This window comes from Streptomyces endophyticus, from assembly GCF_035798155.1.
GTDB lineage: Bacteria > Actinomycetota > Actinomycetes > Streptomycetales > Streptomycetaceae > Streptomyces > Streptomyces endophyticus.
Genome location: NZ_JAOZYC010000157.1, coordinates 12,574 through 35,717, shown reverse-complemented (window position 1 = coordinate 35,717; position 23,144 = coordinate 12,574). Strand labels below are relative to the sequence as shown.

The 23,144-nt window shown below is 70.8% G+C and carries 21 protein-coding genes; 10 read left to right on the top strand and 11 right to left on the bottom strand.

The annotated features are described in order from the left end of the window. Nucleotides 1-4 precede the first annotated feature (4 nt). Genes OKJ99_RS31810 through OKJ99_RS31800 form a run of 3 tightly spaced genes read right to left on the bottom strand, consistent with a single transcriptional unit; the run spans nucleotide 5 to nucleotide 3,237 of the window. Nucleotides 5-1,345: an ABC transporter substrate-binding protein gene (locus OKJ99_RS31810; protein WP_326021423.1), complete on the bottom strand. Its 1,341-nt coding sequence runs from the start codon at nucleotides 1,343-1,345 to the stop codon at nucleotides 5-7. Nucleotides 1,346-1,355: 10 nt separating this feature from the next. Continuing rightward, the gene (locus tag OKJ99_RS31805) at nucleotides 1,356-2,279 is read right to left on the bottom strand and encodes a carbohydrate ABC transporter permease (RefSeq protein WP_326021422.1); all 924 of its coding nucleotides are present in this window, start codon (nucleotides 2,277-2,279) and stop codon (nucleotides 1,356-1,358) included. A gap of 16 nt (nucleotides 2,280-2,295) precedes the next feature. Continuing rightward, nucleotides 2,296-3,237: a carbohydrate ABC transporter permease gene (locus OKJ99_RS31800; protein ID WP_326021421.1), complete on the bottom strand. Its 942-nt coding sequence runs from the start codon at nucleotides 3,235-3,237 to the stop codon at nucleotides 2,296-2,298. A 166-nt stretch (nucleotides 3,238-3,403) separates the two neighbouring features. Here OKJ99_RS31800 and OKJ99_RS31795 point away from each other — a divergent pair, with 166 nt between their 5' ends. The 4 genes from OKJ99_RS31795 to OKJ99_RS31780 all read left to right on the top strand — a co-directional run bounded on the left by OKJ99_RS31795 (nucleotide 3,404) and on the right by OKJ99_RS31780 (nucleotide 7,574). After that, nucleotides 3,404-4,612, top strand: a complete 1,209-nt coding sequence (locus OKJ99_RS31795) for an ROK family transcriptional regulator (RefSeq protein ID WP_326021420.1) — start codon at nucleotides 3,404-3,406, stop codon at nucleotides 4,610-4,612. Nucleotides 4,613-4,642: 30 nt separating this feature from the next. Then, on the top strand, nucleotides 4,643-6,199 hold the full coding sequence (locus OKJ99_RS31790; protein WP_326021419.1) for a purine-cytosine permease family protein: 1,557 nt from the start codon (nucleotides 4,643-4,645) through the stop codon (nucleotides 6,197-6,199). A gap of 48 nt (nucleotides 6,200-6,247) precedes the next feature. Then, nucleotides 6,248-7,033, top strand: a complete 786-nt coding sequence (locus OKJ99_RS31785) for an SAM-dependent methyltransferase (protein ID WP_326021418.1) — start codon at nucleotides 6,248-6,250, stop codon at nucleotides 7,031-7,033. Nucleotides 7,034-7,097: 64 nt separating this feature from the next. Further along, nucleotides 7,098-7,574 carry a nucleoside deaminase gene (locus OKJ99_RS31780; protein ID WP_326021417.1) on the top strand — a complete coding sequence of 159 codons (477 nt, stop codon included), beginning with the start codon at nucleotides 7,098-7,100 and terminating at the stop codon, nucleotides 7,572-7,574. 27 nt (nucleotides 7,575-7,601) lie between these two features. On the opposite strand, the gene OKJ99_RS31775 is transcribed toward OKJ99_RS31780, so the two are convergent. After that, a complete protein-coding gene (locus OKJ99_RS31775; RefSeq protein WP_326021416.1) occupies nucleotides 7,602-8,648 on the bottom strand; it encodes an enoyl-CoA hydratase/isomerase family protein in 1,047 nt (348 codons plus the stop codon). A gap of 157 nt (nucleotides 8,649-8,805) precedes the next feature. Here OKJ99_RS31775 and OKJ99_RS31770 point away from each other — a divergent pair, with 157 nt between their 5' ends. The 5 genes from OKJ99_RS31770 to OKJ99_RS31750 are packed head-to-tail and all read left to right on the top strand — an operon-like array spanning nucleotide 8,806 to nucleotide 14,756. Further along, a complete protein-coding gene (locus tag OKJ99_RS31770; RefSeq protein ID WP_326021415.1) occupies nucleotides 8,806-9,678 on the top strand; it encodes a MurR/RpiR family transcriptional regulator in 873 nt (290 codons plus the stop codon). 59 nt (nucleotides 9,679-9,737) lie between these two features. Then, on the top strand, nucleotides 9,738-10,607 hold the full coding sequence (locus tag OKJ99_RS31765) for an NAD(P)-dependent oxidoreductase (RefSeq protein ID WP_326021414.1): 870 nt from the start codon (nucleotides 9,738-9,740) through the stop codon (nucleotides 10,605-10,607). Nucleotides 10,608-10,620: 13 nt separating this feature from the next. Further along, on the top strand, nucleotides 10,621-12,177 hold the full coding sequence (locus OKJ99_RS31760) for an aldehyde dehydrogenase family protein (protein ID WP_326021413.1): 1,557 nt from the start codon (nucleotides 10,621-10,623) through the stop codon (nucleotides 12,175-12,177). A gap of 10 nt (nucleotides 12,178-12,187) precedes the next feature. Further along, on the top strand, nucleotides 12,188-13,405 hold the full coding sequence (locus OKJ99_RS31755; protein ID WP_326021412.1) for a M20 family metallopeptidase: 1,218 nt from the start codon (nucleotides 12,188-12,190) through the stop codon (nucleotides 13,403-13,405). A 4-nt stretch (nucleotides 13,406-13,409) separates the two neighbouring features. Then, nucleotides 13,410-14,756: a DUF3100 domain-containing protein gene (locus tag OKJ99_RS31750; RefSeq protein ID WP_326021411.1), complete on the top strand. Its 1,347-nt coding sequence runs from the start codon at nucleotides 13,410-13,412 to the stop codon at nucleotides 14,754-14,756. A 30-nt stretch (nucleotides 14,757-14,786) separates the two neighbouring features. Here OKJ99_RS31750 and OKJ99_RS31745 read toward each other — a convergent pair whose 3' ends face one another. From OKJ99_RS31745 to OKJ99_RS31735, 3 genes are all read right to left on the bottom strand, one after another. Beyond that, entirely contained in the window at nucleotides 14,787-15,098 is a 312-nt protein-coding gene (locus tag OKJ99_RS31745; RefSeq protein ID WP_326021410.1) for a WhiB family transcriptional regulator, read from the bottom strand. 165 nt (nucleotides 15,099-15,263) lie between these two features. After that, entirely contained in the window at nucleotides 15,264-16,982 is a 1,719-nt protein-coding gene (locus tag OKJ99_RS31740) for an adenine deaminase C-terminal domain-containing protein (RefSeq protein ID WP_326021409.1), read from the bottom strand. 47 nt (nucleotides 16,983-17,029) lie between these two features. Further along, nucleotides 17,030-18,391 (bottom strand): NCS2 family permease, encoded by a 1,362-nt coding sequence (locus OKJ99_RS31735; protein ID WP_326021408.1) that lies wholly within the window; start codon nucleotides 18,389-18,391, stop codon nucleotides 17,030-17,032. 242 nt (nucleotides 18,392-18,633) lie between these two features. Between OKJ99_RS31735 and OKJ99_RS31730 the strand changes: the two genes are divergently transcribed. Next, nucleotides 18,634-19,611 carry a LacI family DNA-binding transcriptional regulator gene (locus OKJ99_RS31730; RefSeq protein WP_326021407.1) on the top strand — a complete coding sequence of 326 codons (978 nt, stop codon included), beginning with the start codon at nucleotides 18,634-18,636 and terminating at the stop codon, nucleotides 19,609-19,611. Nucleotides 19,612-19,633: 22 nt separating this feature from the next. On the opposite strand, the gene OKJ99_RS31725 is transcribed toward OKJ99_RS31730, so the two are convergent. Genes OKJ99_RS31725 through OKJ99_RS31710 form a run of 4 tightly spaced genes read right to left on the bottom strand, consistent with a single transcriptional unit; the run spans nucleotide 19,634 to nucleotide 23,140 of the window. Then, the gene (locus OKJ99_RS31725; protein WP_326021406.1) at nucleotides 19,634-20,446 is read right to left on the bottom strand and encodes an MOSC domain-containing protein; all 813 of its coding nucleotides are present in this window, start codon (nucleotides 20,444-20,446) and stop codon (nucleotides 19,634-19,636) included. Between the two features lie 29 nt (nucleotides 20,447-20,475). Continuing rightward, the gene (locus OKJ99_RS31720; protein WP_326021405.1) at nucleotides 20,476-21,462 is read right to left on the bottom strand and encodes an aliphatic sulfonate ABC transporter substrate-binding protein; all 987 of its coding nucleotides are present in this window, start codon (nucleotides 21,460-21,462) and stop codon (nucleotides 20,476-20,478) included. Nucleotides 21,463-21,518: 56 nt separating this feature from the next. Continuing rightward, entirely contained in the window at nucleotides 21,519-22,298 is a 780-nt protein-coding gene (locus tag OKJ99_RS31715; protein WP_326021456.1) for an ABC transporter ATP-binding protein, read from the bottom strand. A gap of 29 nt (nucleotides 22,299-22,327) precedes the next feature. Then, complete coding sequence (locus OKJ99_RS31710) at nucleotides 22,328-23,140, bottom strand: ABC transporter permease (protein ID WP_326021404.1); 813 nt, start codon at nucleotides 23,138-23,140, stop codon at nucleotides 22,328-22,330. Nucleotides 23,141-23,144 lie beyond the last annotated feature (4 nt).

The following is a 23,144-nucleotide window of genomic DNA, read 5'->3' as shown; positions in this document are numbered from 1 at the left end:
GGGGTCACTGGTCGAGCAGGAGGTTGATCTGGTCGTTGGTGTCGTCGAGGCGGCTCGCGGGCGCCCCGTTGCCGAAGACGTCCTGCATCGCAGGGTGCATGAGGGCGTACACGTCGGCGGCGTAGTTGGTGATCGGGAAGGGGAAGGTGCGGTAGTGCCGCCGGTCGTCGACCGGGGTGGTGAAGGCCGAGGTGTCGATGCCCTTCTTCTTGTAGGCGGCGACGGCCGTGTCGGTCCCCGAGGGGGTCGCGGGGAAGACGATGCCGTACCTGCCGACCGTCTTCTGGCAGGCGTCGGAGGCCAGGTACGTCACCCATTTCTTGGCGCCCGTCTTGTTGCGGGCGCCCTTGGTGACGGAGTCGGCGAGGCCGTTCATCATGGTGGCGCGCTTGCCGGTGGGTCCTGTGGGGTTGCGGACGGTGCCGAAGTCGATGCCCTTGAACCCGGCGTAGGTGGAGAGCATCCAGGCGCCGTCGAAGGCGGTGGCTGCGTGGCCTGCGGCGAACTGGGCGTTGGCCTGGTTCAGGCTGCCGTTCCAGTCGGTGAAGGGGGCCATGTAGCCCTTTTTCGCGAGGCCGAAGTACCACTCGATGACGGACTGGAAGGTCTTGTCGCCGTACCGGTACTCCTCGCCCCACCGCTTCTTGTCGGTGTAGGACCAGCCGGCCGAGCCGGTGAACGGGCTCCACTGGGTCTGGCCGTCGCCGTCCCCTGCCCCGTTGGTGGCGAGGCCGTAGGTCTTGACCTGGTGCTTGTCAAAGCCGGGTTCGTCGCCGCGTTTGCCGTTCCTGTCGACGGTGAGATGGGCGATGGCCTTCTCGAAGGTGCCGCCGTCCTTGGGGTTCCAGTTCAGCGCGTCGAGGTCGTCGGCGGACAGGTCGGCGGCGTCGAGCATCTTCTTGTTGTAGAAGAGCGAGACGGTGTCCCAGTCTTTCGGCGCGCCGTACTGGTGGCCGTCCTGGGCGGCCCAGTTCGCGGCGAGGCCCGGCTGGTAGTCCGTGTCCTTGATGCCGAGGTCGTCGAGGGGTTCGAGCACCTCCAGGTCGGCGAACTGGCCGAACTTCTGGATGTGGTTGGTGAAGACGTCCGGCTCGGTGCCGGAGATGAAGCTCGCGGTGAGCTTGGTCCAGTAGTCCTCCCAGCCGATCTGGGTGAACTTCACGTCCAGGCCGCGGTTCTGTCTCTCGAAGTCCTTGGCGCAGGCCTCGTAGGCGGGCAGCTGGTTGGCGTCCCACAGCCAGTACGTGACGGTGCTCGACGAGCGGGCTGCCGGGTCGCTTCCCGCGCACCCGGTCAGCGACAGCGCCAGCGCTCCGGTCAGCGCGACGAGCGTACGAAATCGCATCCGGTGCCTCCTACTTGAGTCCGGTGAAGCTGATGGAGCTGACGATCCGGCGCGCGAACACCCCGAAGAGCAGCAGCATCGGGAGGGCCGCGATGAGGGTCGCCGCCATGAGCCCGGACCAGTCGAAGCCGGTCTGCGGGGTCTGTGCGCGGAACATCGCGAGGGCGACGGTGAGGACGCGGGAGCTGTCGCTGTACGACACCATCAGCGGCCAGAAGTAGTCGTTCCAGGAGGTGATGTACGTCAGGACGGCGAGGGTGATGACGGGGGTGGACGCCATGGGCAGCAGTACCCGGAAGAAGATCCGGATGCGTCCGGCGCCGTCCAGGAGCGCGGCCTCCTCGACCTCGAGCGGGATGTTCATGAAGAACTGGCGGAGGAAGAAGACGGCGAACGGTGTCATGAACATCGTGGGCAGCGCGATCCCGAGGAGGGAGTCGATGAGTCCGAGTTCCTTCACGAGGACGAAGTTGGGCAGCAGCGTGAAGATGGTCGGCACCATGAGTCCGCCGAGGAACAGGGCGAACACGGTGTTGCGGCCCCGCCAGTTGAGCCGCGCGAACGCGTAGGCGGCCATGGCGGAGAACAGGATCTGGCAGACGGTGATCAGCGTCGAGACGCCGATCGAGTTGAGCAGGTAGCGCCAGAAGTCGAGCCCGCCGCCGGCGCCGCCCTGGGCGACGGCCTCCTTCGTCGACTGCAGGCCCAGCGCCCGCTCGAAGCCGCCGCCCGTCGGGTCGACGGGGAGCACGGAGGTCGGGTCGGCGGCGACGCCCGGGTTGGAGGAGAGCGCGGTGCGCAGCACCCAGTAGAACGGCAGCAGGGTGACGAGCACGATCGCGCCCATCGCGGTCCAGGCGACGGCGCGCCCGAAGGAGATGCGGCGGCGCTTCGGCCGTACGGTGCGCGGGCCCGCGAGTGCGGTGGTGGCCATGTCGGTGCTCCTCTCTTCAGCCGAGGTCGGTGTGTCCGGCCCGGGTGATCCGGTACTGGACGATGGTGATCGCGCTGAGGACGACCAGGAGGGCCACGGACATCGCGGAGGCGTAGCCGAACTGGAAGCGGCCGAACGCCGAGCCGTAGATGTAGAACTGCAGGACGTTGGTGGCGTTGGCGGGGCCTCCGGCCGTGGTCACGGCGACGGTGTCGAAGACCTGGAAGGAGCCGATCACGGTCATGATGAGGACGACCGCGAGGACCGGCCGCAGCAGCGGCATGGTGATGCGGGTGAACATCCGCCACTCGCTCGCCCCGTCGACGCGCGCCGCTTCGTACATGTCGTGGGGTATCGCCTGGAGTCCCGCGAAGAGGAGCAGGGCGGTGTAGCCGACGTGCCGCCACACGTTGATGAGGGCGATGGTGGGGATGGCCCAGGTCTCGTCGGCGAGGAACGGGATGCGGTCGAGGCCGATGGCGGCGATGATCTCGTTGCCGATGCCGAGCTGGGTGTCGAGCATCCAGAGCCAGACGATGCCCGCGACGACGTTGGACATCAGGTACGGCGTGAGGACGATGCCGCGCAGGAGGGAGGACTGGGTGAGCCGGTGCAGCAGGACGGCGATGGCGAGCGCCGACACCGTCTGTACGCCGATGTTGATGACGACGTACTCGATGGTGACCTTCAACGAGTCCCAGAAGATGGGGTCGTTGACCATGCGCTCGTAGTTGGCGAGGCCGACCCACTGCGGTGGTGTGAGGAGGTTGAAGCGGGTGAAGCTGAGCCAGATGCCGCGCAGGGTGGGCCACAGCAGGAAGACGGCGAAGCCGAGCATGGCCGGGGCGATGAAGAGTGCGGCGATCGCACCGTCCCCGAGGGGGCGTTTGGGCTTCTGGCGCGGGGCACTGTCGGCGAGCGGCAGGTGTCTCGGCGGGCTGCTGGAGGCGACAGTCATCGGGGACTCCCTCGTCTGGGGTTCGGCCTCGTCCTCGGCTTCGTTACTTTCGCGGCAGAACTTTCGAACCGTCAAGATGCGTGCAGCGACTACCTGAACGGGGTCGCAGCGACTTAGGGTGACGTCATTCCTTTCGTAATAGAAGGAATGGGGAGAGGAGTTGGCGATGAACGCGCAGGCGGACACCTGGGTGCCGCTCAGTTCGGGCGAGCGCGCCGTGGCGTTGGAGGTGCTCACCAGTGGGCCGTTGTCGCGCAGTGAACTCGCGCGGCGCCTGGACCTGTCCGCGGGCAGTCTCACCCGGCTGACCAAGCCGCTGACCGAGTCCGGATTGCTGGTCGAGGCGCCGGAGGGCCCGGCGCGCTCGGAGTCCCGTCAGGGCCGGCCGTCCCGGCCGCTGGACATCGTGGCGGAGTCCCGCGCCTTCGCCGGATTCAAGATCACCGAGGACACGGTCTACGGTGTCGTCACCACGCTCAGGAGCGACATCGTGACCTGCCGCGACGCGCCGCTCGCGAGCCGCGAACCGGCTGAAGTCGTCGCGGCCATCGGTGAGTTGACCGATGCGTTCGCCCGGGACTTTCCCTCGCTGTGCGGGATCGGGATCGGACTCGGCGGCCGCGCGCAGGACCGCTCCGTCGTCGACGAGTCGGCGTTCCTCGGCTGGCGGGACGTGCCGCTCGGGCGGCTCGTGCGCGAGCGCACCGGGCTGCCCGTGGTCGTCGAGAACGATGTGAGCGCGCTCGTCGAGGCCGAGAGCTGGTTCGGGGCGGGCCGGGGTCTGGACCGGTTCGCCGTGCTCACGATCGGCGCGGGGCTCGGGTACGGGCTGGTCAGCGGTGGCCGGCGGGTGCAGACCGCCGAGGACGGGCGCGGCGTGGGCCGCTTCTGGATCGTCGACCCCAGCGGCCCGCTCTCCGCCGACGGCCGGCGCGGCAGCGCCGTCTCCCTCCTGACGATCCCCAGCATCCGCCGCCAAGTGCGGGCCACCACGGGCGAGGACGCCACGTACGAGGAGATCCTCGCGCGCGCCGTCGAGGGCGAGCCGCTCCCGGCCCGGGTGGTCGACGAGGCGGCCCGCGCGCTGGGCACCCTCGTCGCGCAGATCGCGAACTTCGCGATGCCGCAGAAGATCCTGCTCGCCGGGGAGGGGGTCGGTCTCGTCGATGTGGCGGCGCCCGTGATCGAGGAGGCGATCCGCGCGAACCGCCATCCGGCGGCCGACCCGGTCAATCTGGAGACGAAGGTCTCCGACTTCCACGACTGGGCGCGCGGCGGGGCGGTGCTGGCGATTCAGGTGCTGGTGCTGGGGGCCGCCGGGTCGGGACCCGGCCCCCGCGCCGCCGAGCAGACACGGATACCGTCTCCCCGATGAAGTCCGGCAAGATCCATAAGGCGGTTACGCATGGTCGACGCGACACCCGAGGCCACAACGTCCCCCGGTCTCACCGAAGTTGAGGCCCACGGTGTCGAGCGGATTCCCGACGCGGACCGCACGGCCGGTCCCCTCGACCTGTTCCGTCTCGCCTTCGGCGGCGCCAACACCTTCGCCACGTGTGTGCTGGGCGCGTTCCCGATCCTGTTCGGCCTGTCCTTCTGGCAGGGGCTCGCCGCGACGGTCCTGGGCCTGGTGGCGGGCGCGCTGCTACTGGCGCCGATGTCCGTGTTCGGCCCGGCCAACGGCACGAACAACGCGGTCTCCTCGTCCGCGCACCTCGGCGTGCACGGCCGCGTCGTCGGCTCGTTCCTGTCGCTGCTCACGGCGATCGCGTTCTTCTCGATCTCCGTGTGGTCGTCCGGCGACGCGCTGATCGGCGCGGCGCACCGGCTGGCGGGCCTGCCCGAGTCGGACGTCTCGTACGGCGTCGCGTACGCGGTGTTCGCGGGTCTTGTCCTGACGGTGTGCGTGTACGGCTTCCGGTTCATGCTGTTCGTGAACAAGATCGCGGTGCTGGCCGCCTCCGCGCTGTTCGTGCTCGGTGTGTTCGCCTTCGCCGGGGACTTCGATCCCGGCTACACGGGTGCGTTCGCCTCCACGTCGACGCCGATGTTCTGGCCGTCGTTCATCGGCTCGGCGCTGATCGTGCTGTCCAACCCGGTGTCCTTCGGCGCGTTCCTCGGTGACTGGTCGCGCTACATTCCGGCGGCCACGCCGCGCGGGCGGGTCATGGGTGCGGCGTTCCTGTCGCAGATCGCGACGCTGCTGCCGTTCGTGTTCGGCCTCGCCACGGCGTCGGTGATCGCCGCGAAGGCGGAGAAGTACCTGGACCCTGCGGCCCCGAACTACGTCGGCGGGCTGCTGGCCATCTCCCCCGGCTGGTACTTCCTCCCGCTGTGCCTGATCGCGCTGATCGGCGGGATGGCGACGGGCACGACCGCGCTGTACGGCACGGGCCTCGACTTCTCGTCCGTGTTCCCCCGCTTCGGCCGGGTGCAGGCGACGGTGTTCATCGGTTCCCTGTCGATCGCGTTCATCTTCGTCGGCCGGTTCGCCCTGAACCTCGCCCAGTCAATCTCCACGTTCGCCACCCTCATCATCACGTGCACCGCGCCGTGGATGGTGGTGATGGCGCTCGGCTACGTGACCCGGCGCGGCTGGTACGACGCGGAGGCGCTCCAGGTCTTCAACCGGCGTCAGCGGGGCGGGCGTTACTGGTTCACGCACGGCTGGAACTGGCGCGGTCTGACGGCGTGGCTGGTCTCGGCCTGCCTGGCGCTGCTGTTCACGAATCTGCCGGGCCAGTTCGTCGGCCCGCTCGGCACGCTCGCGGGCGGCACCGACATCTCCCTGCCGGTCGGCCTGGTCCTCGCGGCCGTCGTCTATCTCGCCCTGCTGTTCGCCTTCCCGGAGCCGCGCGCGGTGTACGGACCGGACGGTCCGCGCCTGGTGCGCGCTTCGGAGGCGGAGGTGCCGCCGATCACGGGGACCGTACCGGCAAAGACGCCGACCGGCGCCGCGTGAGTGACGCCGCACCCCGCAGCCCCGCTTCGCACACACCTGGAGTCGGACATGACGGAACAGCCCTCCGAGCACCGCATCGACACGAGCAGACCGCACCCGGCCCGTGTCTACGACTGGTTGCTCGGCGGCAAGGACCACTACCCGGTCGACCGGGCGGTGGGCGAGCAACTGCCGCCGGAGGCGCGGCACAACGCCCTGCGCAACCGTGCGTTCATGCACCGCGCCGCCGCCTGGCTGGCCGGGAACGGCGTCGACCAGTTCCTCGACATCGGCACGGGCATCCCGACCGAGCCCAACCTCCACCAGATCGTGCAGGGCATCGTGCCGTCCGCCCGGGTCGCGTACGCCGACATCGATCCGATCGTGCTGCGGCACGCGGAGGCCCTGCTGGTGAGCAGTCCCGAGGGCGCCACCGACTACATCGAGGCGGATGTCCGCCGCCCCGAGGGCATCCTCGACCACGCCCGTACGTTCCTGGACTTCTCGCGCCCGGTCGCCCTGTCGATGATCGCGTTGATGCACTTCATCGGCGACGACGAGGACCCCTACGGCCTGACCCGGACGCTCGTCGACGCGCTACCGCGGGGCAGTTACCTGGTGCTGTCGCACGGCACCACCGACGAGCACCCGCATCTGGTGAAGTCGGTGACCGACACCTACCGCAGGGGCGCGATCCCGCTGCGGATGCGGACGCGGGCCGAGGTCGAGCCGTTCTTCGCGGGCCTGGAGCTGGTGGATCCCGGCCTGGTGACCGCGACCCGGTGGTACAGGTCCGGGCCCGCGCCCGCCGAGGAGTTGAGCGGCTTCTACGTCGGTGTCGCCCGCGTCATGTGAACCACGTGACGCGCTGACAGGATGGCTACGACAAAGGTCCCTGCCCGGAGTGAAAGAGGCCGCCGTGGAAGAGCGTGAACTGGACCATCTGCGCCGGTGTGTGGAGCTGGCCGCCGAGGCGTTGGACGCCGGTGACGAGCCGTTCGGCTCCGTCCTCGTGGACGGTGCGGGGAAGGTCCGTGCCGAGGACCGCAACCGGATCGCCGGTGGTGACTCGACGCGGCATCCCGAGTTCGAGCTCGCGCGCTGGGCGGCCGAGCACCTCACCCCCGAGGAGCGTGCCTCCGCCACCGTGTACACCTCCGGTGAGCACTGCCCCATGTGCTCGGCGGCCCATGCCTGGGTCGGGCTCGACCGGATCGTGTACGTGGCGTCCTCGGCGCAGCTGTCCGGGTGGCTGGCCGAGTGGGGGCGGCCCCAGGGCCCGGTGAACGCCCTGCCCGTCCAGGAGGTCGCCCCGTCGGTGAAGGTCGAGGGGCCGGTGGACGAGCTGGTGCCGGCCGTGAAGGAGCTCCACCGGCGGCTGGCGCAGGGCGCCTGAGGCCCGCCCCGGGCCCCGTCCGACCGGTCAGCCGAGGCCCAGTTCCCGCTCCCCCAGTGGCGCGAAGTAGCGCTCCACGTCGGCGGACTCGACCCCGGCCAGGGTCTCCGGGGACCAGTGGGGGTCGCGGTCCTTGTCGATGATCTGGGCGCGGATGCCCTCGGGCAGGTCGTGGGTGTCCAGGGCGGCGCAGATCACCCGGTACTCCTGGTCGAGGGCCTGCTCCAGCGAGTCGAGGCGGGCCGCGCGGCGCAGGGACTCCAGCGTCGCCTTCACGGCCATGGGCGAGCGGGAGAGGATCAGGTCCGCGGCTTCCTTGGCGGCGACATCGCCGGTGGCGAAGAGCCGCTCGACGATCTCCTCGACCGTGTCCGCGGCGTAGCACTCGTCGATCCATGCGCGCTGCTCGGCGAGGACACCGGGCGGTGCCTGCTGCGTGTGGCGTGCGACGGCCTCGGTCGGCTCCGCGTCGGCCAGCTCGCGCAGCAGCCCGGGCAGTGCCTCGGACGGTACGTAGTGGTCGGCGAGGCCGCACAGCATCGCGTCGGCCGCGCCGATCGCCATGCCCGTGAGCGCGAGGTGGGTGCCGAGGTGTCCGGGCGCGCGCGTGAACAGGTACGTGCCGCCGACGTCGGGGACCAGGCCGATGCCGACCTCGGGCATCGCGACCTTCGAGCGTTCGGTGACGACACGGATGCCGCCGTGCGCGGACAGCCCGACGCCGCCGCCCATGACGATGCCGTCCATGACGGCGACGTAGGGCAACGGGTAGTGCGCGATACGGGAGTTGAGCCGGTACTCGTCGCGCAGGAAGGCCTGCGACGCACGGTGGTCACCGCTGCGCGCGTCGTCGTGGAAGAGCCGGATGTCGGCCCCCGCGCACAGGCCCCGCTCCCCCGCGCCCTGGAGCACGACGGTCCCGACGGCGGGATCGCCCGCCCAGGTGTCGAGTGCCTCCGCGATCGACCGCAGCATGGCGTGGGTGAGCGAGTTCAGGGCCCGGGGCCGGTTCAGGGTGAGGTACGCGGCGCGTCCCTCCACGGCCCGCAGCACGGGGGCGGCGTCGGAGCTCAACGGTGGTTCCTTCCGGTGAAGATCACGGCAGGACCATCTCTATCACCTGAGGTCGCGCGGACGGCGGGCGCAGGCAGGGGTTCCCGCAACTGGAATTGCGAGGTACGTTTATGCAATCGCACTTGCAGATTGCTCGTTCTCTCAGAAAGCAACGCCCGTGCCTTCACCTCGCACCCCCAGGAACCCCGGCCAGGCCGACTGGCTGGGCGACGCCCTGCCCGACGTGCCCCTGTCCAAGGCGCAGACCCGCGTCGTCGATGTCATCGTGCGCAATCCGCAGCTCGCCTCGTACGCCGAGATCGCCCAGATCGCCGAGCGGGCGGACGTGAACAGCTCCACGGTCGTCCGGGCCGCGCAGACCCTGGGCTACCAGGGCTGGCCCGACCTGCAGCGGGAGCTGCGGGCACGCTACCTGGTGCAGATCTCCACCGAGGACACGCTCACCGAGCACGGTGAGCACCGCAGCCCGCTGCACGACGCACTGACGCACGACGTCGAGAACCTGCGCCAGACCCTCGAGAGCAACTCCGCGGCGGAGGCCGAGGCCGCCATCGCGGCGCTCGCCGAGGCCCGGTCGATCCTCGTCGTCGGTGTCGGCTCCTTCGCCGGTCCCGCCACCGTGATGGCACACCTCGGCTCCACCATGGGATATCCGATCACGCTGGAGAACCGCGCCGGTGTGCACCTGGCCTCGGCCGTGAACAGCGTCGGTCCGGGTGATGTGCTGCTGGTCGTCAACATGTGGCGGTCCACGAAGCAGGTCATCGCCGCCGCGGAGGCCGCCCACGAGGCCGGAGCCACCGTCGTCGCGATCACCGACATGCGCCGTGGGCGGCTCGCCACCGACATCGCCGACCACCTGCTGATCGTGCCGTCCGAAGGCATCTCGTTCTTCCAGTCCGTCACCGCCGCCACGTCGGTCGTCTACGGGCTGCTCGCCGGCATGCAGGAGGCGCGGCCCGAGCGCAGCCGCGCCGCGATCCGCCGCACCCAGCAGCTCTGGCGGGACCTGGACATCTATCTCGACTGACACCCCGAGCGACGGGGGCCGCGCGCCTCTTCGCCCCCGCCCTCCCGCAAGGAGCACAGATGAGTAAGCACATCGCCGTCGTCGGCCTCGGATCGATGGGCGGTGCCATGGCCACGGCCCTGGTCGCCGGCGGCTGGCAGGTTCGCGGGTACGACCCCTCTCCCGCGGCGCGGGCCACCGCCCGGGAAGCCGGTGTGGACGCCGTCGACACGCTGGAGCAGCTCGCCGGCACGCCGTACGTGGTGCTGTCCCTGCCGTCGGCCCAGGTCGTCGAGGCGAGCCTGCCTGTGCTGCTGGCGAGCCCGGGCACCGTGGCCGTCGTCGACACGACGACGTCGCGGCCCGACACATCGGCCGCGTGCGCGGCGCGAGCGGCGCATCACGGTGTGTCGTTCGTCGACGCGCCCGTCTCCGGTGGGCGCACCGGCGCCGTCGCCGGTCGGCTGACCGCGTTCGTGGGCGCGGAGCCGGACGCCCTCGATGCCGCGCGGCCCGTCCTGGAGGCCCTCACCGCCGGCCAGTTCCGACACCTCGGCGGCCCCGGCTCGGGCAACGTGGTCAAGCTGCTCAACAACATCCTGGCCGCGGTCAACCTGGTGGCGGTCGGCGAGGCCCTGGCCGTCGCGAAGTCCTACGGCGTCGACCCGGCCGCCTCCGCCGCCGGCATCAGTGGCGCGTCCGGTGCCAGCAAGGCGTCCGCCGCCATGTACCCGGACTGGGTGCTCAGCGGCACGTACGACTCCGGGTTCTCGCTCGGGCTGATGGCGCGCGACGCCGCCCTGGCCGTCGAGACCGCGAAGCAGCGCGGTGAGACACCTCGGTTGCTGGCCGCCGCGAGCGAACGGTGGCAGGAGGCCCTGGCCGACCTCGGCCCGGCCGCCGACTTCTCCGAGATAGCCCGTACCGTCGCACCGACCCTCACGCGTTAAGGACCGACGCACCATGAACACCACGACTCTCCCGATCGGCCCGGCCACCTCCGGTGCCGCCACCGCCCGCGCGGCCCTGGACGCCCACTTCCCGCAGGGCCTCGGCTCGTTCGTCGACGGCCGTGTCGTCGCCGGCCGCGGCGAGGCCGTCCGCCTCACGTCCGCCGCCACCTCTCAGTGGGTGGCCGACTACGCCGACGCCGGCACCGAGGGCGCCGACGCCGTCCTGGCGAGCGCGGTCCGCGGGGCCGAAGTGTGGGCCGCCACCGACCCCTTCGAGCGGGCGGCGATCCTGCGCGAGGTCTCGCGCACCGTCTCCGAGCACGTCGAGGAACTGGCCACGCTTGAGTCCGCCACCACCGGCAAGCCGATCCGCGACACCCGCGGCGAGGCGGCCAAGGTCGCCGAGATGTTCGGCTACTACGCGGGCTGGGCGGACAAACTGCTGGGACACACCATCCCGGTGCCGGGCAACTGGCACACGTACACCGAGCGGGTCCCGTGGGGTGTCGTCGTGGCGATCACACCGTGGAACGCACCGCTGTTCACCGGCGGCTGGAACTCGGCAGCGCCGCTCGCCGCGGGCAACGCGGTCGTCGTCAAGCCCAGCGAGTTCACCCCCGCCTCCACGGTGCGCCTGGCTCAGCTGGCACACCAGGCCGGTCTGCCGGACGGTGTGTTCAACGTCGCCACCGGCCTGGGTTCCACGGTCGGTGCCACCCTCACCAGCGACAAGCGGGTCGGGAAGGTGTCCTTCATCGGCTCGGTGGGCACCGGTCGGCGGGTGGCCGTCGCGGCGGCGGCCGCGGGCATTCCGACGGTCCTTGAGCTCGGCGGCAAGAGCGCCAACCTCGTGTTCGCCGACGCGGACCTGGACCGGGCGGCGGACGGCGCGGTGTCCGCGATCTTCTCCGGGGCCGGGCAGTCGTGTGTGGCCGGTTCGCGGCTGCTGGTGGAGCGGTCGGTGCACGCCGAGTTCGTGGCACGTGTCGCGGAGCGGGCGGCCCGGCTGCGGGTCGGCGATCCGCTCGACCCGGACACCGAGGTCGGCCCGATCATCACCGAGTCGCAGTTCGCCACGGTCACCTCGCTCGTCGAGGCGGGCATCGCGGGCGGCGCCCGCCGGGCCACGGCGGTGAACCTTCCCACCCAGGTCACCAACTCCGCGCTCGCGGAGGGGCGTTGGGTGCTGCCCACCGTCCTGGACGGGGTCAGCCCCGCCAACGTACTGGAGACCACCGAGGTGTTCGGTCCGGTCGTCGGGGTCGACTCCTTCTTCACCGAGGCCGAGGCCATCGAGCGCGCCAACGCCACCACCTTCGGGCTGGCCGGAGCGGTCTGGACCCAGGACGTCGAGAGGGCCCACCATGTGGCTCGCTCCGTGAAGGCAGGTACCTTCTGGATCAACTCGTACAAGACGATCCACGTCGCCGTGCCCTTCGGTGGCTTCGGTGACTCCGGGCACGGCCGGTCCTCCGGCCCCGGCGTGCTGGACGAGTACACCCAGACCAAGGCCGTGTGGACGCCCACGCGCGCCGCCGGTTCCCCGTTCCCGTCGCTGAGCTACTGAGGAGTCCTCCATGAGCCGGACACACACCGTCGCCGAAGGCGACCGACTCAAGAAGGACACCTCGGCCGGTGTCTCGAAATGGGAGGGGCCGGTGCTGTCGCTCGCCCGCGGCCTGCACGCCCGTCCCGAGCTCTCCTTCGAGGAGACCGGGGCCGCCGCGGCGATCACGGCGCTGCTCGCCGAGGGCGGGCTCGCGGTCGAGCACGGCACCGGCGGCCTGCCCACCGCGTTCACCGCGACCGCTGGCAGCGGCGATCTGACCGTGGCGCTGTGTGTCGAGTACGACGCGCTGCCCGAGGTCGGCCATGCCTGCGGGCACAACCTCATCGCCGGTGCGTCGGTGGCCGCGGCCCTGGCCCTGGCCCCGTACGCCGACGAGCTTGGCATCACGCTCAAGGCCATCGGCACCCCGGCCGAGGAGCACGGCGGCGGCAAGTCGCTGCTCCTGGAGGCGGGCGCGTTCGACGGTGTGGGCCTGGCCCTGATGGTGCACCCGGTGCAGGACGGTGTCTCGTACAACCCGGCGGGGACGACCGCGCAGGCGGTCGGCCGCTACCGTGCGGTGTTCTCCGGGCGTGCCGCGCACGCCGCGGCCGCGCCCCACCAGGGTGTGAACGCGGCCGACGGTGCCACCATCGCGCAGGTCGCCATCGGGCTGCTGCGTCAGCAGATCCCCGGTGACCATCGCGTGGCCCTGTTCGTGTCCGAGGCGGGCGTGGCCACCAACATCATCCCGGAGCGCGCGGTCGTCGACTTCGAGTGCCGGGCGTTCACCCTGCCCGAGTACGAGGCGCTCCTCGCCCGCGTGCGGCGCTGCTTCGAGGGGGCCGCCCTGGCGAGCGGCACCGAGGTGGTGATCGAGGCGACCGAGCCGCTGTACGAACCGCTCCTCCAGGACGACGCGTTGGCCGGGTACTGGACGGCCGCGATGGAGTCGTTCGGTCGTGACACCACGTCCGGCGGCCGGCTCGGCGGCGGGTCGACCGACATGGGCAATGTCAGCCAGGTCATCCCGAGTCTGCACCCCTGGCTGAGCATCCCCGGGGCCGAAGTACCCATCCACTCCCACGGGTTCGCCGCCGTCGCCGACACCGACGCGGCGTACGAGCTGATGCTCGAAGCGGCCCGCGCGCTCGCGTGGACCGTCGTCGACGCGGCGGGCGATCCCGAGCAGCGTGCCCGGTTCGAGGGCGCCGCCTACCACCGTGACATCAGAAGGGCCGGGTGACGACATGTCCACCCTCGTCAAGCCGAACGACCGCGGCACGCGGACCCGTCAGACGCTGCCCATCGCCGGGCTCGCCCTGGTGATCGCGCTGGTCGTGCAGTTCATCGGCGAGCTCGACATCGACCTGGGCATCGGCTCCATCATCATCTTCCCCATGGTGTGGGGCCTGTTGCTGGGCCTGTTGGTGTCGATCCAGAAGTTCCGGCCGCTGGGCATCGACCTGCAGAAGGTGGCGGCGGCGCTCGTCGGTGTCGCCGTGATGATCCTGGTGGCCCGGCTGGCGTTCAACATCGGCCCCAGCCTGCCGACGCTCGCCGACGCCGGCCCCGCGCTGCTGCTCCAGGAGATCGGGCATCTCCTCGGCACCGTCGCCATCGCGCTGCCGCTCGCCGTGCTGCTGCGGATGGGCAAGGCCACAGTGGGCGCCACGTTCTCGCTGGACCGCGAGCCGTCGTTCGCGATGGTCTCGGAGAAGTACGGTCCCGACTCCGATCAGTACCGCGGCGTCCTCGCCATGTATGTGTTCGGCACGATGTTCGGAGCGGTCTTCATCACGCTGCTGACCTCGCTGGTGTCGAACTGGAACATCTTCGACCCGCTGGCCCTGGCGATGGGCGCCGGTGTCGGCTCCGGGTCGATGATGGCCGCGTCGTCGGCCAGCATCGTGGCCGCCTATCCCGGCGACGAGCAGGCCATCCTGGGCATGGCCGCGGTCTCCAACCTGATCACGACGATCCTCGGTGTGTACGTCGGCATCTATCTCGCGCTGCCGCTGGCCGACCGCTTCTACCGCTTCCTGACGCGCCATGGGCGCTCGGAGGCGACGGAGGCCGCGCAGACGACACCGGACGAGGTCGAGCGGAGCGCGGCGGAGAACCGCGCCTTCCGCGAGCAGGTGGCTTCGTCCGCGGGCGAGATCAAGCTCCCGCTGTGGCTGTCGCTCGGTGTGCTGACGGTGCTCGGCATCGGCACCGCGTCCGTCGCGGCGGGGCACGTCGGCCTGGACATCATCGGCGGTTACGCCGTGCTGTTGGCCCTGGTGCTGGTCGGGCTGGTGCTGGCCAAGGTCAGCCGGAAGGTCTCGGCGATCGTGTGGATCACCACCGTCGGCGCGTACGTGTCCAGTCCGTGGTTCTTCGCCTCGGACACGCTGAACCGCCTTGTGGCGTCGGTGGACTTCCTGTCCATCGCGACGATCATGCTGACGCTGGCGGGGCTCTCCCTCGGAAAGGATCTGCCGCTGCTGCGCCGCATCGGCTGGAAGATCGTCCCGGTCGGGCTCGTGGCCATCACCGCGTCGTTCCTGCTCTCGGTCGTCATCGCCGAGTTCACGCTCGGGGCGTGGGGCTAGGTCGTTCGGATCAGGCCCCGAAAACGCCCCTCACGACACCCCCGCGTGCTCCGCTCGGACAGGCCGCTCGTGCTCGGCGCGGGCGGCCTCGAGCAGCCGCCGCCACGAGGTGACGGTCGGCCGCCGGCGCAGCAGCGCGCGCCGCTCGCGCTCGGTCATCCCGCCCCAGACCCCGTGCTGGATCCGCTGATCCAGCGCGTGGGCCAGGCATTCGGTCTTGATCACGCAGCCGCCGCAGATGCGCTTGGCGCTGCTCTGCGCGGCTCCCTCGACGAACAACTCGTCGGGGTCCGCTGTCCGGCATGCCGCCCGTTCCCACCTGGAAACCTGCTCGTCGCGCACTGCTCCCGCCCCCTGTTCGTGTCGCCTCACAGTGTAGTCAAGTCGTCACTTTAGGCCATACGTGCAGCTCGCGCACCCCACCCCCTCTGAACACACGGTCAATTGACGATCTGAAGCGGACAAAAGGCGCGCAGTTGCGGGCCGTTCGGGGCCGGCCGGCGCGGGTCAGTTTCCCGGCGTCGCCCCCACGGCCTCGCGGCGCACGACGTCGATCAGGGAACGGTCGGTGATCTTGAGGGCGGGTGAGACGGCGAGCGTCAGGGTCGACACACTCATGAACGGGTTGAGGTGCCGCCAGCCCCAGTTCTCCAACGCGCCCCGCACCGCTGCCGCCTGGTCGGCGACGTCCCCGGCCGGGCGCGCCGACAGCACACCGCCCACCGGCAGCGGCATGCGCGCCGCGATCGACTCGCCCTCGGATCCGCTGACGACGGCGACGCCTCCCCCGTTGGCGACGACGGTCGCCGCGGCGGTGGCCATGGCGGCGCGGGAGGTGCCGATGGTCAGGAGGTTGTGGCTGTCGTGGGCATACGTCGAGGCCACCGCGCCGTCGGTCAGTTCGCGGCCGAGGAGGGGTGCGAAGACCGCGCCCTCACGTCCGTAGCGATTGCGCACGCGCACGACGACGGCGCGGCCCTCCCACTGCACCTCGCCGCCGCGGACCGGGAGTTGGACCTCCGCCGCCTCGGTGTAGGTGTCCCGCTCGTTGACCCGCATGGCACGGAAGGTGTGCACACCGTCGGGCAGGTCGACGGTCCAGCGGAACGTGTCGGCGTCCTGCGGTTCGACGTCGACGCGGCTGTCGAGGGGCGCGACGGCCGGTGTCCCGGCGCCCTCGGCCGAGCGTGCGGGCGCGCCGTCCCGGCCCACGACCCGGCCGCCGGACAGCACCAACGCCGGGTCGAACGAGGCGAGTTCACCGCGCAGCAGCACCAGGTCGGCGCGCTTGCCCGGCGAGACGACGCCGCGGTCGTGGAGGCGCAGGCGCTGGGCCGGCGTCCACGTCAGTGCCTTCAGGACGACGTGCGCGGGGAATCCGGCGGCCACGGCCACCCGTGCGATGTGGTCGAGGTGGCCCTTGTCGACGATGTGGTCGGCGGCGAGGTCGTCGGTCACCAGGCACAGCGGCGGGAGCTGCGGCAGGGCGAGGAGCGCCTCGGCCACCTCCTCGGTGAGGCACTTCTCCTGCAGCATCATCGTCATGCCGAGGCGGGCCTTCTCCAGGACCACCTCGGTGCGGTTCTTGGTGTGGTCGGAGTCCACGCCGGTGGCCAGGTAGGCGCTGAGTTCGGCGCCGGTCAGGTTCGGGCAGTGGCCGTCGAGGATGACGTCCTGCGCGCGGGCGGCGGCGGTGATCTCGTGCATCCTGCGGTCGCCCGCGACGACGGCCCGGTAGTCCATGACCTCGCCGAGCGCGATCACGCCGGGCCAGCGCAGCATCTCCGCGATGTCGTCGGCGGACAGCGCGGCCCCGGCGTGCTCCAGGCCCTCCAGGGCGGGCACGCACGAGGGGACGCCCCACAGCTGGGTCTGGTCCGTCTCCCGCCCCGCGTCGATCATCCAGCGCATGGCGTCGCGCCCCGCGACGTTGACGATCTCGTGCGGGTCGGCGAGCACGGTCGTCGTGCCGCGCGCCAGCGTCACCGCGGCGAACTCCTGCGGCGTCAGGAACGCGCTCTCGATGTGCATGTGCGCGTCGACGAAGCCGGGCACGACCAGCATGCCGCTCGCGTCGATCTCCTCGCGGGCGTCGGCCGGGGTACCCGGGGGCAGCACGGCGCTGATCGTCTCGCCGCGTACGAGGACGTCCGCGGCGAACTCCTCGCCGGTGAAGGTGGACACCACGCGCCCGCCGCTGATCCGGAGGTCGTGCTGCTCACTCATGGGGTCGTGCTCCTTCGGAAGGGTGTCGTCACACGGGCGGGGCGCCGTCACGGGACGAGTGTGTAGAAGTAGTAGCCCAGCGGGACCATGACGATCCACAGCGGCCAGGGCACCTCGCGGACCCGGCCGCTGACCGTCTTGACCAGGACGTGGGCCGCGAGCCCGACCGCGATGCCGGTCCCGAAGTTGCCGAAGAACAGCGTGGTCGCGACGGTGAGGGCCGCCGGGATCGCGTTGGTCGGGTCCTTGAAGTCGACGTTCTTGAGGGCGCCGAGCATGTTCAGGCCGATGTAGATCAGCACGGGCGCGGTGGCCGCGGAGGGGATCAGCGTCGCGAACGGTGTGACGAGCAGCAGCAGCGCGAAGCCGCACGCCGCCCACACGGAGGCGAGGCCGGTCTTGCCGCCCGCGTCGGCGGCGGCCGACGACTCCAGGTAGGCCGTCATCGACGGGGCGCCGACGGCCGAACCGCCCATCACGGAGACCGAGTCGACGAGGAAGGGGCGGCGGGAGCCGGGGATGTTGCCGTCCTTGTCGAGCAGCCCCGCGCGCCCCGAGACGGCGAGGAGCGTGCCGGTCATGGAGAAGAACTCGGACACGAAGAACGCGAAGATGTACGGGAAGTACTCCGGCTTGAGCGCGCCGAGGATGTCGATGTGGAACAGCAGCGGCCCGGGCGAGGCGGGGGCGGAGAAGAGGCTGTCGGGGACGTCCGTGACCCCGAGCGGGATGCCGACGACCGTGACCGCCGCGATGGTGATGAGGAACGCACCGGGCACCTTGCGCGCGGCGAGCGCGGTGAGCAGCAGCAGGCCGCCCAGGGCGAGCAGTCCAGCGGGCTTCGACAGGTCGCCGACGGCGAGGGCGGCCTTGTCGGCGTTGCCGACGACGAGGCCGGCGTCGCGGAAGCCGATGAGCGCGATGTAGAGGCCGAGGCCGCCGCTGATGGCGTACTTGAGGTTCATCGGCATCAGGCGCGTGACGAGGTCACGGATGCCGAGCAGGGTCAGCACCAGGAAGGCGACGCCGGACCAGAACACCATGCCGAGCGCCGTGTCCCACGGGACGTGGTCCTGGCCGACGATGGTGAAGGCGATCAGTGCCACCCCGCCGAGGCCGGGCGCGACGACGAACGGCAGGTTGGCGATGAGGCCCATGGCCAGGGTCGCCAGCGCGATGGCGATGATGACGGCGGTGGTCGCGGCGCCGTGCGGCACGCCCGCGCCCGCCAGTTGGCCGGGGACCACGACGACGGCGTAGGCGGCGGCCATGAACATCGAGGCGCCTGCGACGAGTTCCGTGCGGGGGCTGCTGCCGCGGCCTCGGACGCGGAAGAGCCGCTCGACGAGCGACGCGGGCTCGGGAGCGGCCTCGGCCTGCTCGCCGGAGGGCGGAGCGGTGGTGGACATGGGGACCTCGGCGTGATGAGGGGTGGGCAGGGCGGTCTGCGGCGACGTCGGCGCGAGGGGGGGCGCGAGGGCGCGGGGCGTGCGGGCACCCGGCTGGGTACGGTCTCTGCAACCGGTTGCAGAGACCGGTTGCAGGTATCATGGCACGGCATAAAGGGAAAGTGAACAGCGGCCCGGGCGAAACCTCGGGACACCGGCCCCGGGTCGGGACCACCGATCGGGACGGCGAGCAGGGGGCAGCAGTGGCGACGCTCATGGACGTGGCGCACGCGGCGGGGGTGTCGAAGGCCACCGCCTCGCGGGCGTTGCACCGCCCCGACATGGTCGCGGAGGGCACCCGGCTGCGGGTGCGGGAGGCCGCGGACCGGCTCGGCTTCCAGCTCAACGCCGCGGCCCGCGCCCTGACCACCGGCCGCACGGGCCTGGTCGGTCTGATCGTGCCGACGCTCTCCAACCCCTTCTTCGCTCCCCTGGTCATCGGCGCGCAGCAGGCGGCGGAGGACACCGAGAGCCATCTGCTCATCGCCGTGTCCGAGTACGACGCGGAGCGCGAGGCCGCCCTCGCCGACCGGCTGTCCGAGCAGGCCGACGGGCTCATCATGGTGACTCCGGTGGGCACGGACGCGGCCCTGCGCGAGCGCTTCCGGCGCCAGCCGCTGGTGCTCGTCGACCGTCAGGTGGGCCGACTGCCCGCCGTCGTGGCCGACACCGCGGCGGGCCTGGCCGAACTCCTCGGCCGGCTGCTGGACCTGGGCCACCGCGAGATCGCCTACGTGTCCGGGCCCGCGGGCTCCTGGGCGGACGCGCAGCGGCGCGCGGCGCTCACCGCGCAGGCCTCGGAGGCGGGCGCCCATGTCCATGTGCTGGGCCCGCTGCCGCCCACGTTCGACGCGGGCATCGAGGCCTCGCGCTCCCTGCCCGCCGCCGCCACGGCCGTCCTGGCGTACAACAGCTATCTCGCGCTGGGGCTGCTGCACGGGCTCGGCACGACCGGGCGGCGCGTTCCCGAGGACATCAGCCTGGCGGCGGCCGACGACCTGAGCACGCTCGGTGCGACGACTCCGCCGGTGACCGCGCTCGACGTGCCGTTGCAGCAGGTCGGAAGGCTTGCCGTGACCCGCCTCCACGAGCTGCTCGACGGGCAGCGGCGCACGGTGACGTCCCGGGTGCCCGCGGCGCCGGTGCTCCGCGCGTCGACGGCGCCGCCGCGGGTGTCCTGAAGGGTGGCCTCGGCGGGCCCGCTCAATGGCTCAACGCCGCCGGTTCCGCGTCCAGTTCCAGTGTGTCGCCGACCGCGATCCGGCCCGGTGCCAGGACGTCCGCGTACACACCGAAGAGGACGCCGCGGCCCAACGTGCTCTGGCCCAGGCCCCGGTAGCCCTTGATCAAGGACAGCGCCCGCACTCCCCCGGAGCCGTCGACCGGGTCGCGGTTCACCGCGCCGCACCGCTTCACCGGGCCCTCGACGCGCAGCACCGCTCCGCCGACGCGCACCGTCCGCCCCTCCCACGTGTCCTCGGCATGGGGTGCGCCGCCGGAGAAGCCGAGCGTCATGCGGAAGCGCCGCGCGTCGACCGCGTCGAGGTCGGACCTGCGGGCCAGTTCGGCGACGGAGGCGTCGCCGAGGAGCGTGACGGGGCGCAGGTCCACGCCGCCGTTGTCGGCGTCGGGGCGCACCAGCCGCACCGGTTGTCCCACGCGGTCCGAGAAGAGCCCGGCCCACGGCCCCTCGACCACGCGCCCGGGCACCGTGTGGTGCCGGAAGAAGTCGACCTCCAGCGCGGCACCGAGGCGTACTTCGTCGGTGACCGCGGTGCCGTCCGGGCAGGTCACGGTCAGGGTCCCGGACTCGGACGCGTAGTGGGCGGTGTGTCCGGCCCAGGCTCCCGTGCGGGTCATGGACAGCAGGTTGCCCTCCGCGTCCACCAGGAGAAAGGCCCGGTCACCCACGACCCCCGTTCTCGTCAGTTCGACCTCGTCGCGCGGCACGACACCCAGTCCCTTGATGGCGGTGGTCGTGAGCGAGGTGACCTGGAGTGCTGGAACGGGTGTCATGCGTCGGGCTCCCCTACTTGCCTACTTGCCTACTTGGCGTACGTCTCCGAGTACAGATCGGCCACGTAATACTTCCCCGGGTCGGTGTTGTCGTCCAGTTGCTTGTTGCGGACGAAGAAGTCGCCAAGTTCCTTCAGCCACGTGTCCACCTCGCCGCTCCTGGTCTTGTCGACGAGGTCCTTGGTGGAGAGGGTCTCGACGTGGGAGGCGTCGGCCTTGGCCTGGGCCTCGGTGACCTGGAGCATCTTGGCGGTGAGGGCGATGGTCTCCTCGGGGTGTTCCTGGCGCCAGTCGTTGGCCTGCTGGAGCACCTTGATGACCTTCTTGTTCTTGGCCTCGGGCACCTTGTTGCCGGCGACGAACGCGGTGGGGAAGGAGTCCTTGGTGTCCTTCGTGCTCGCTATCTCGTGCAGGCCCGGGACCTTCTTCTTGATGGTGTCGATGGCGGGGTAGAAGAAGCCGGCGCCGTCGATCTTTCCGGAGGAGAAGGCGGAGACGATGGTGGACGGGTCCATGTTGACCTTGGTGATGTCCTTGGTCGTCATCCCGGCCTTCGCCAGCGCGATGTTGAGGATCATGTCCCCGGAGGTGCCCTCGGGCACGCCGACCCGCTTGCCCTTGAGGTCCTTCATGGACTTCATGCCGGGCTGCCCGATGACACGGTCGGCATACGTGAGGGTGTCGATCGCGATGACCTTGGACTTGCCTGAGGCGGGCAGCCACATGGCGCCGGGGCCGATGTAGCCGTAGTCGAGGCTGTCGGCGCTGAGCGCCTGGATCTGCACGGGGCCGTTGTTGAACGACTTCACCTTCGCCGTCAGGTCCGCCTTCTTCCACAGGCCCTGCTTCTCGGCGATCGCGAGCAGGCTGGCGCCGTTGTAGTCGGCGATGTAGCCGAAGCGGACCGTGTTGTCGTCCTCCGAGGCGCTGCCGGAGCAGGCCGTGACGGAGAGCGAGAGCATCAGGGCGGCGGGCAGCGCCGTCAGAGTGGTGCGCCTGATCCTGCTTCTGGGCATGCTGGACGTCCTCTCGGGGTGGTACGCGGGGTTAGGGGCGGGGGGGTGACGGTGTGTCAGGCGGCGTCGGCCGGCGCGTCCTGGTGGTAGACCGAGGTCCACACCTCGTTGCGGATGCGCCGGAACTCGGGCGAGAGCCGGATCTCTTCGGTGCGCGGGTAGGGCAGGTCGACGTCGATGACGCGGTGGATGCGGCCGGGCCTCGCGGCCATCACGACGACGCGGCTGGCGAGGTAGACCGCCTCGTCCACGTCGTGGGTGATGAACAGGACGGTGCGCTTCTCCTGGCTCCAGGTCGTGAGGAGCTGGTCCTGCAGCTGTACCCGGGTCAGGGCGTCGAGCGCGCCGAACGGCTCGTCCATCAAAAGGACTTGGGGGTCGACCGCGTAGGCGCGGGCGATGGCGCAGCGCTGCTTCATGCCGCCGGACAGCGTCTTGGGCAGCGCGTCGGCGAACTCGTCGAGGCCGACGAGGGTGATGGCCGCCGCGGCGCGGCGGCGGCGCTCCGCGGTGGGCACGGAGGCCAACTTGAGCCCGAACTCTACGTTCTGGCGGACCGTCAGCCACGGGAACAGCGCGTACTGCTGGAAGATCACGCCCCGGTCGGGCCCAGGACCTGACACGGGTGTGCCGTCGACGAGGACGGCGCCCGAGTCGGGTTCCTGGAGTCCGGCGGCCATGCTCAGCAGGGTGGACTTGCCGCAGCCCGAGGGGCCGACGACGGTGACGAACTCCTGGTCGGCGATGTCCAGGCTGATCCCGTCCAGCGCGGTGAAGGTGGCGCTCTTGAGCGGGAAGGTCTTCACCACGTCCCGGAAGCTGATCTTGCTGTCCATCGTCGTCCCGTCGTGCGCTGCGTAGTCGTTCATCGACGCTCCTGCCAGCCGGTGAGCCGCCGTTCGGCCAGCAGCAGGAGCCGGTCCATGACGAGTCCGAGCACACCGATGGAGATCAGGGACACGAAGATCGTGTCCATTTCGAACCAGGTGGAAGCCTTCTGCATCCGGTAGCCCAACCCCTCCTGCGCGCCGATGAGTTCGGCGGCGACCACGGTCGCCCAGGACGCGCCGAGACCGATGCGCATGCCGACGAGGATGAACGGGGTGGAGGCCGGGACGACCACCTTGGCGAAGATGGTGCGGTCCGATGCGCCGAGCACCCGGGCCGCGTTGATCAGTGTCTTGTCGACGTCGACGACCCCCTGGAAGGAGGAGACGACGCAGGCCATGAACGAGGCCAGGAAGATCACGGCGATCTTCGGCACCTCGCCGATGCCGAGGAGCACCACGGCCAGCGGAATCAGCGCGAGCGGCGGGATGGTGCGGAAGAACTGGATGTACGGCTCGACCAGGGCGCGCACCGTGGGGTACCAGCCCATGAGGAAGCCGACCGGCACCGCCGCGAGCACGCCGAGGGCGTAGCCGAACAGGACCCGGCGCAGGCTGGCGAAGACGTCGTCGGCCAGGGTGCCGTCGGAGATCATGGTGCCGGCCTTCTCGGCCACGGCCGCAGGCGTGGGCAGGTTCTCGACCCAGCCCAGGGCGGCCACGACGGCCCATACGGCGATTCCCGCCGCCACGGCGACGACGTTCAGGAGCAGGGGTCGGCCGCGGCCGCGGCGCGGTTGCTGCCGCCGGGGCTCGGCGGTGGTCTTCTGAGCGGGGGTGATCACAGCCATGGTT

Excerpts from the sequence above, each read along its gene's own strand:
- OKJ99_RS31755 (WP_326021412.1), top strand. The coding sequence starts at position 12,188 with ATGAGCCGGACACACACCGTCGCCGAAGGCGACCGACTCAAGAAGGAC.
- OKJ99_RS31715 (WP_326021456.1), bottom strand. The coding sequence starts at position 22,298 with ATGGACAGCAAGATCAGCTTCCGGGACGTGGTGAAGACCTTCCCGCTC.
- OKJ99_RS31725 (WP_326021406.1), bottom strand. The coding sequence starts at position 20,446 with ATGACACCCGTTCCAGCACTCCAGGTCACCTCGCTCACGACCACCGCC.
- OKJ99_RS31795 (WP_326021420.1), top strand. The coding sequence starts at position 3,404 with ATGAACGCGCAGGCGGACACCTGGGTGCCGCTCAGTTCGGGCGAGCGC.
- OKJ99_RS31790 (WP_326021419.1), top strand. The coding sequence starts at position 4,643 with ATGGTCGACGCGACACCCGAGGCCACAACGTCCCCCGGTCTCACCGAA.
- OKJ99_RS31720 (WP_326021405.1), bottom strand. The coding sequence starts at position 21,462 with ATGCCCAGAAGCAGGATCAGGCGCACCACTCTGACGGCGCTGCCCGCC.
- OKJ99_RS31785 (WP_326021418.1), top strand. The coding sequence starts at position 6,248 with ATGACGGAACAGCCCTCCGAGCACCGCATCGACACGAGCAGACCGCAC.
- OKJ99_RS31710 (WP_326021404.1), bottom strand. The coding sequence starts at position 23,140 with ATGGCTGTGATCACCCCCGCTCAGAAGACCACCGCCGAGCCCCGGCGG.
- OKJ99_RS31765 (WP_326021414.1), top strand. The coding sequence starts at position 9,738 with ATGAGTAAGCACATCGCCGTCGTCGGCCTCGGATCGATGGGCGGTGCC.
- OKJ99_RS31760 (WP_326021413.1), top strand. The coding sequence starts at position 10,621 with ATGAACACCACGACTCTCCCGATCGGCCCGGCCACCTCCGGTGCCGCC.
- OKJ99_RS31750 (WP_326021411.1), top strand. The coding sequence starts at position 13,410 with ATGTCCACCCTCGTCAAGCCGAACGACCGCGGCACGCGGACCCGTCAG.
- OKJ99_RS31735 (WP_326021408.1), bottom strand. The coding sequence starts at position 18,391 with ATGTCCACCACCGCTCCGCCCTCCGGCGAGCAGGCCGAGGCCGCTCCC.
- OKJ99_RS31810 (WP_326021423.1), bottom strand. The coding sequence starts at position 1,345 with ATGCGATTTCGTACGCTCGTCGCGCTGACCGGAGCGCTGGCGCTGTCG.
- OKJ99_RS31800 (WP_326021421.1), bottom strand. The coding sequence starts at position 3,237 with ATGACTGTCGCCTCCAGCAGCCCGCCGAGACACCTGCCGCTCGCCGAC.
- OKJ99_RS31740 (WP_326021409.1), bottom strand. The coding sequence starts at position 16,982 with ATGAGTGAGCAGCACGACCTCCGGATCAGCGGCGGGCGCGTGGTGTCC.
- OKJ99_RS31805 (WP_326021422.1), bottom strand. The coding sequence starts at position 2,279 with ATGGCCACCACCGCACTCGCGGGCCCGCGCACCGTACGGCCGAAGCGC.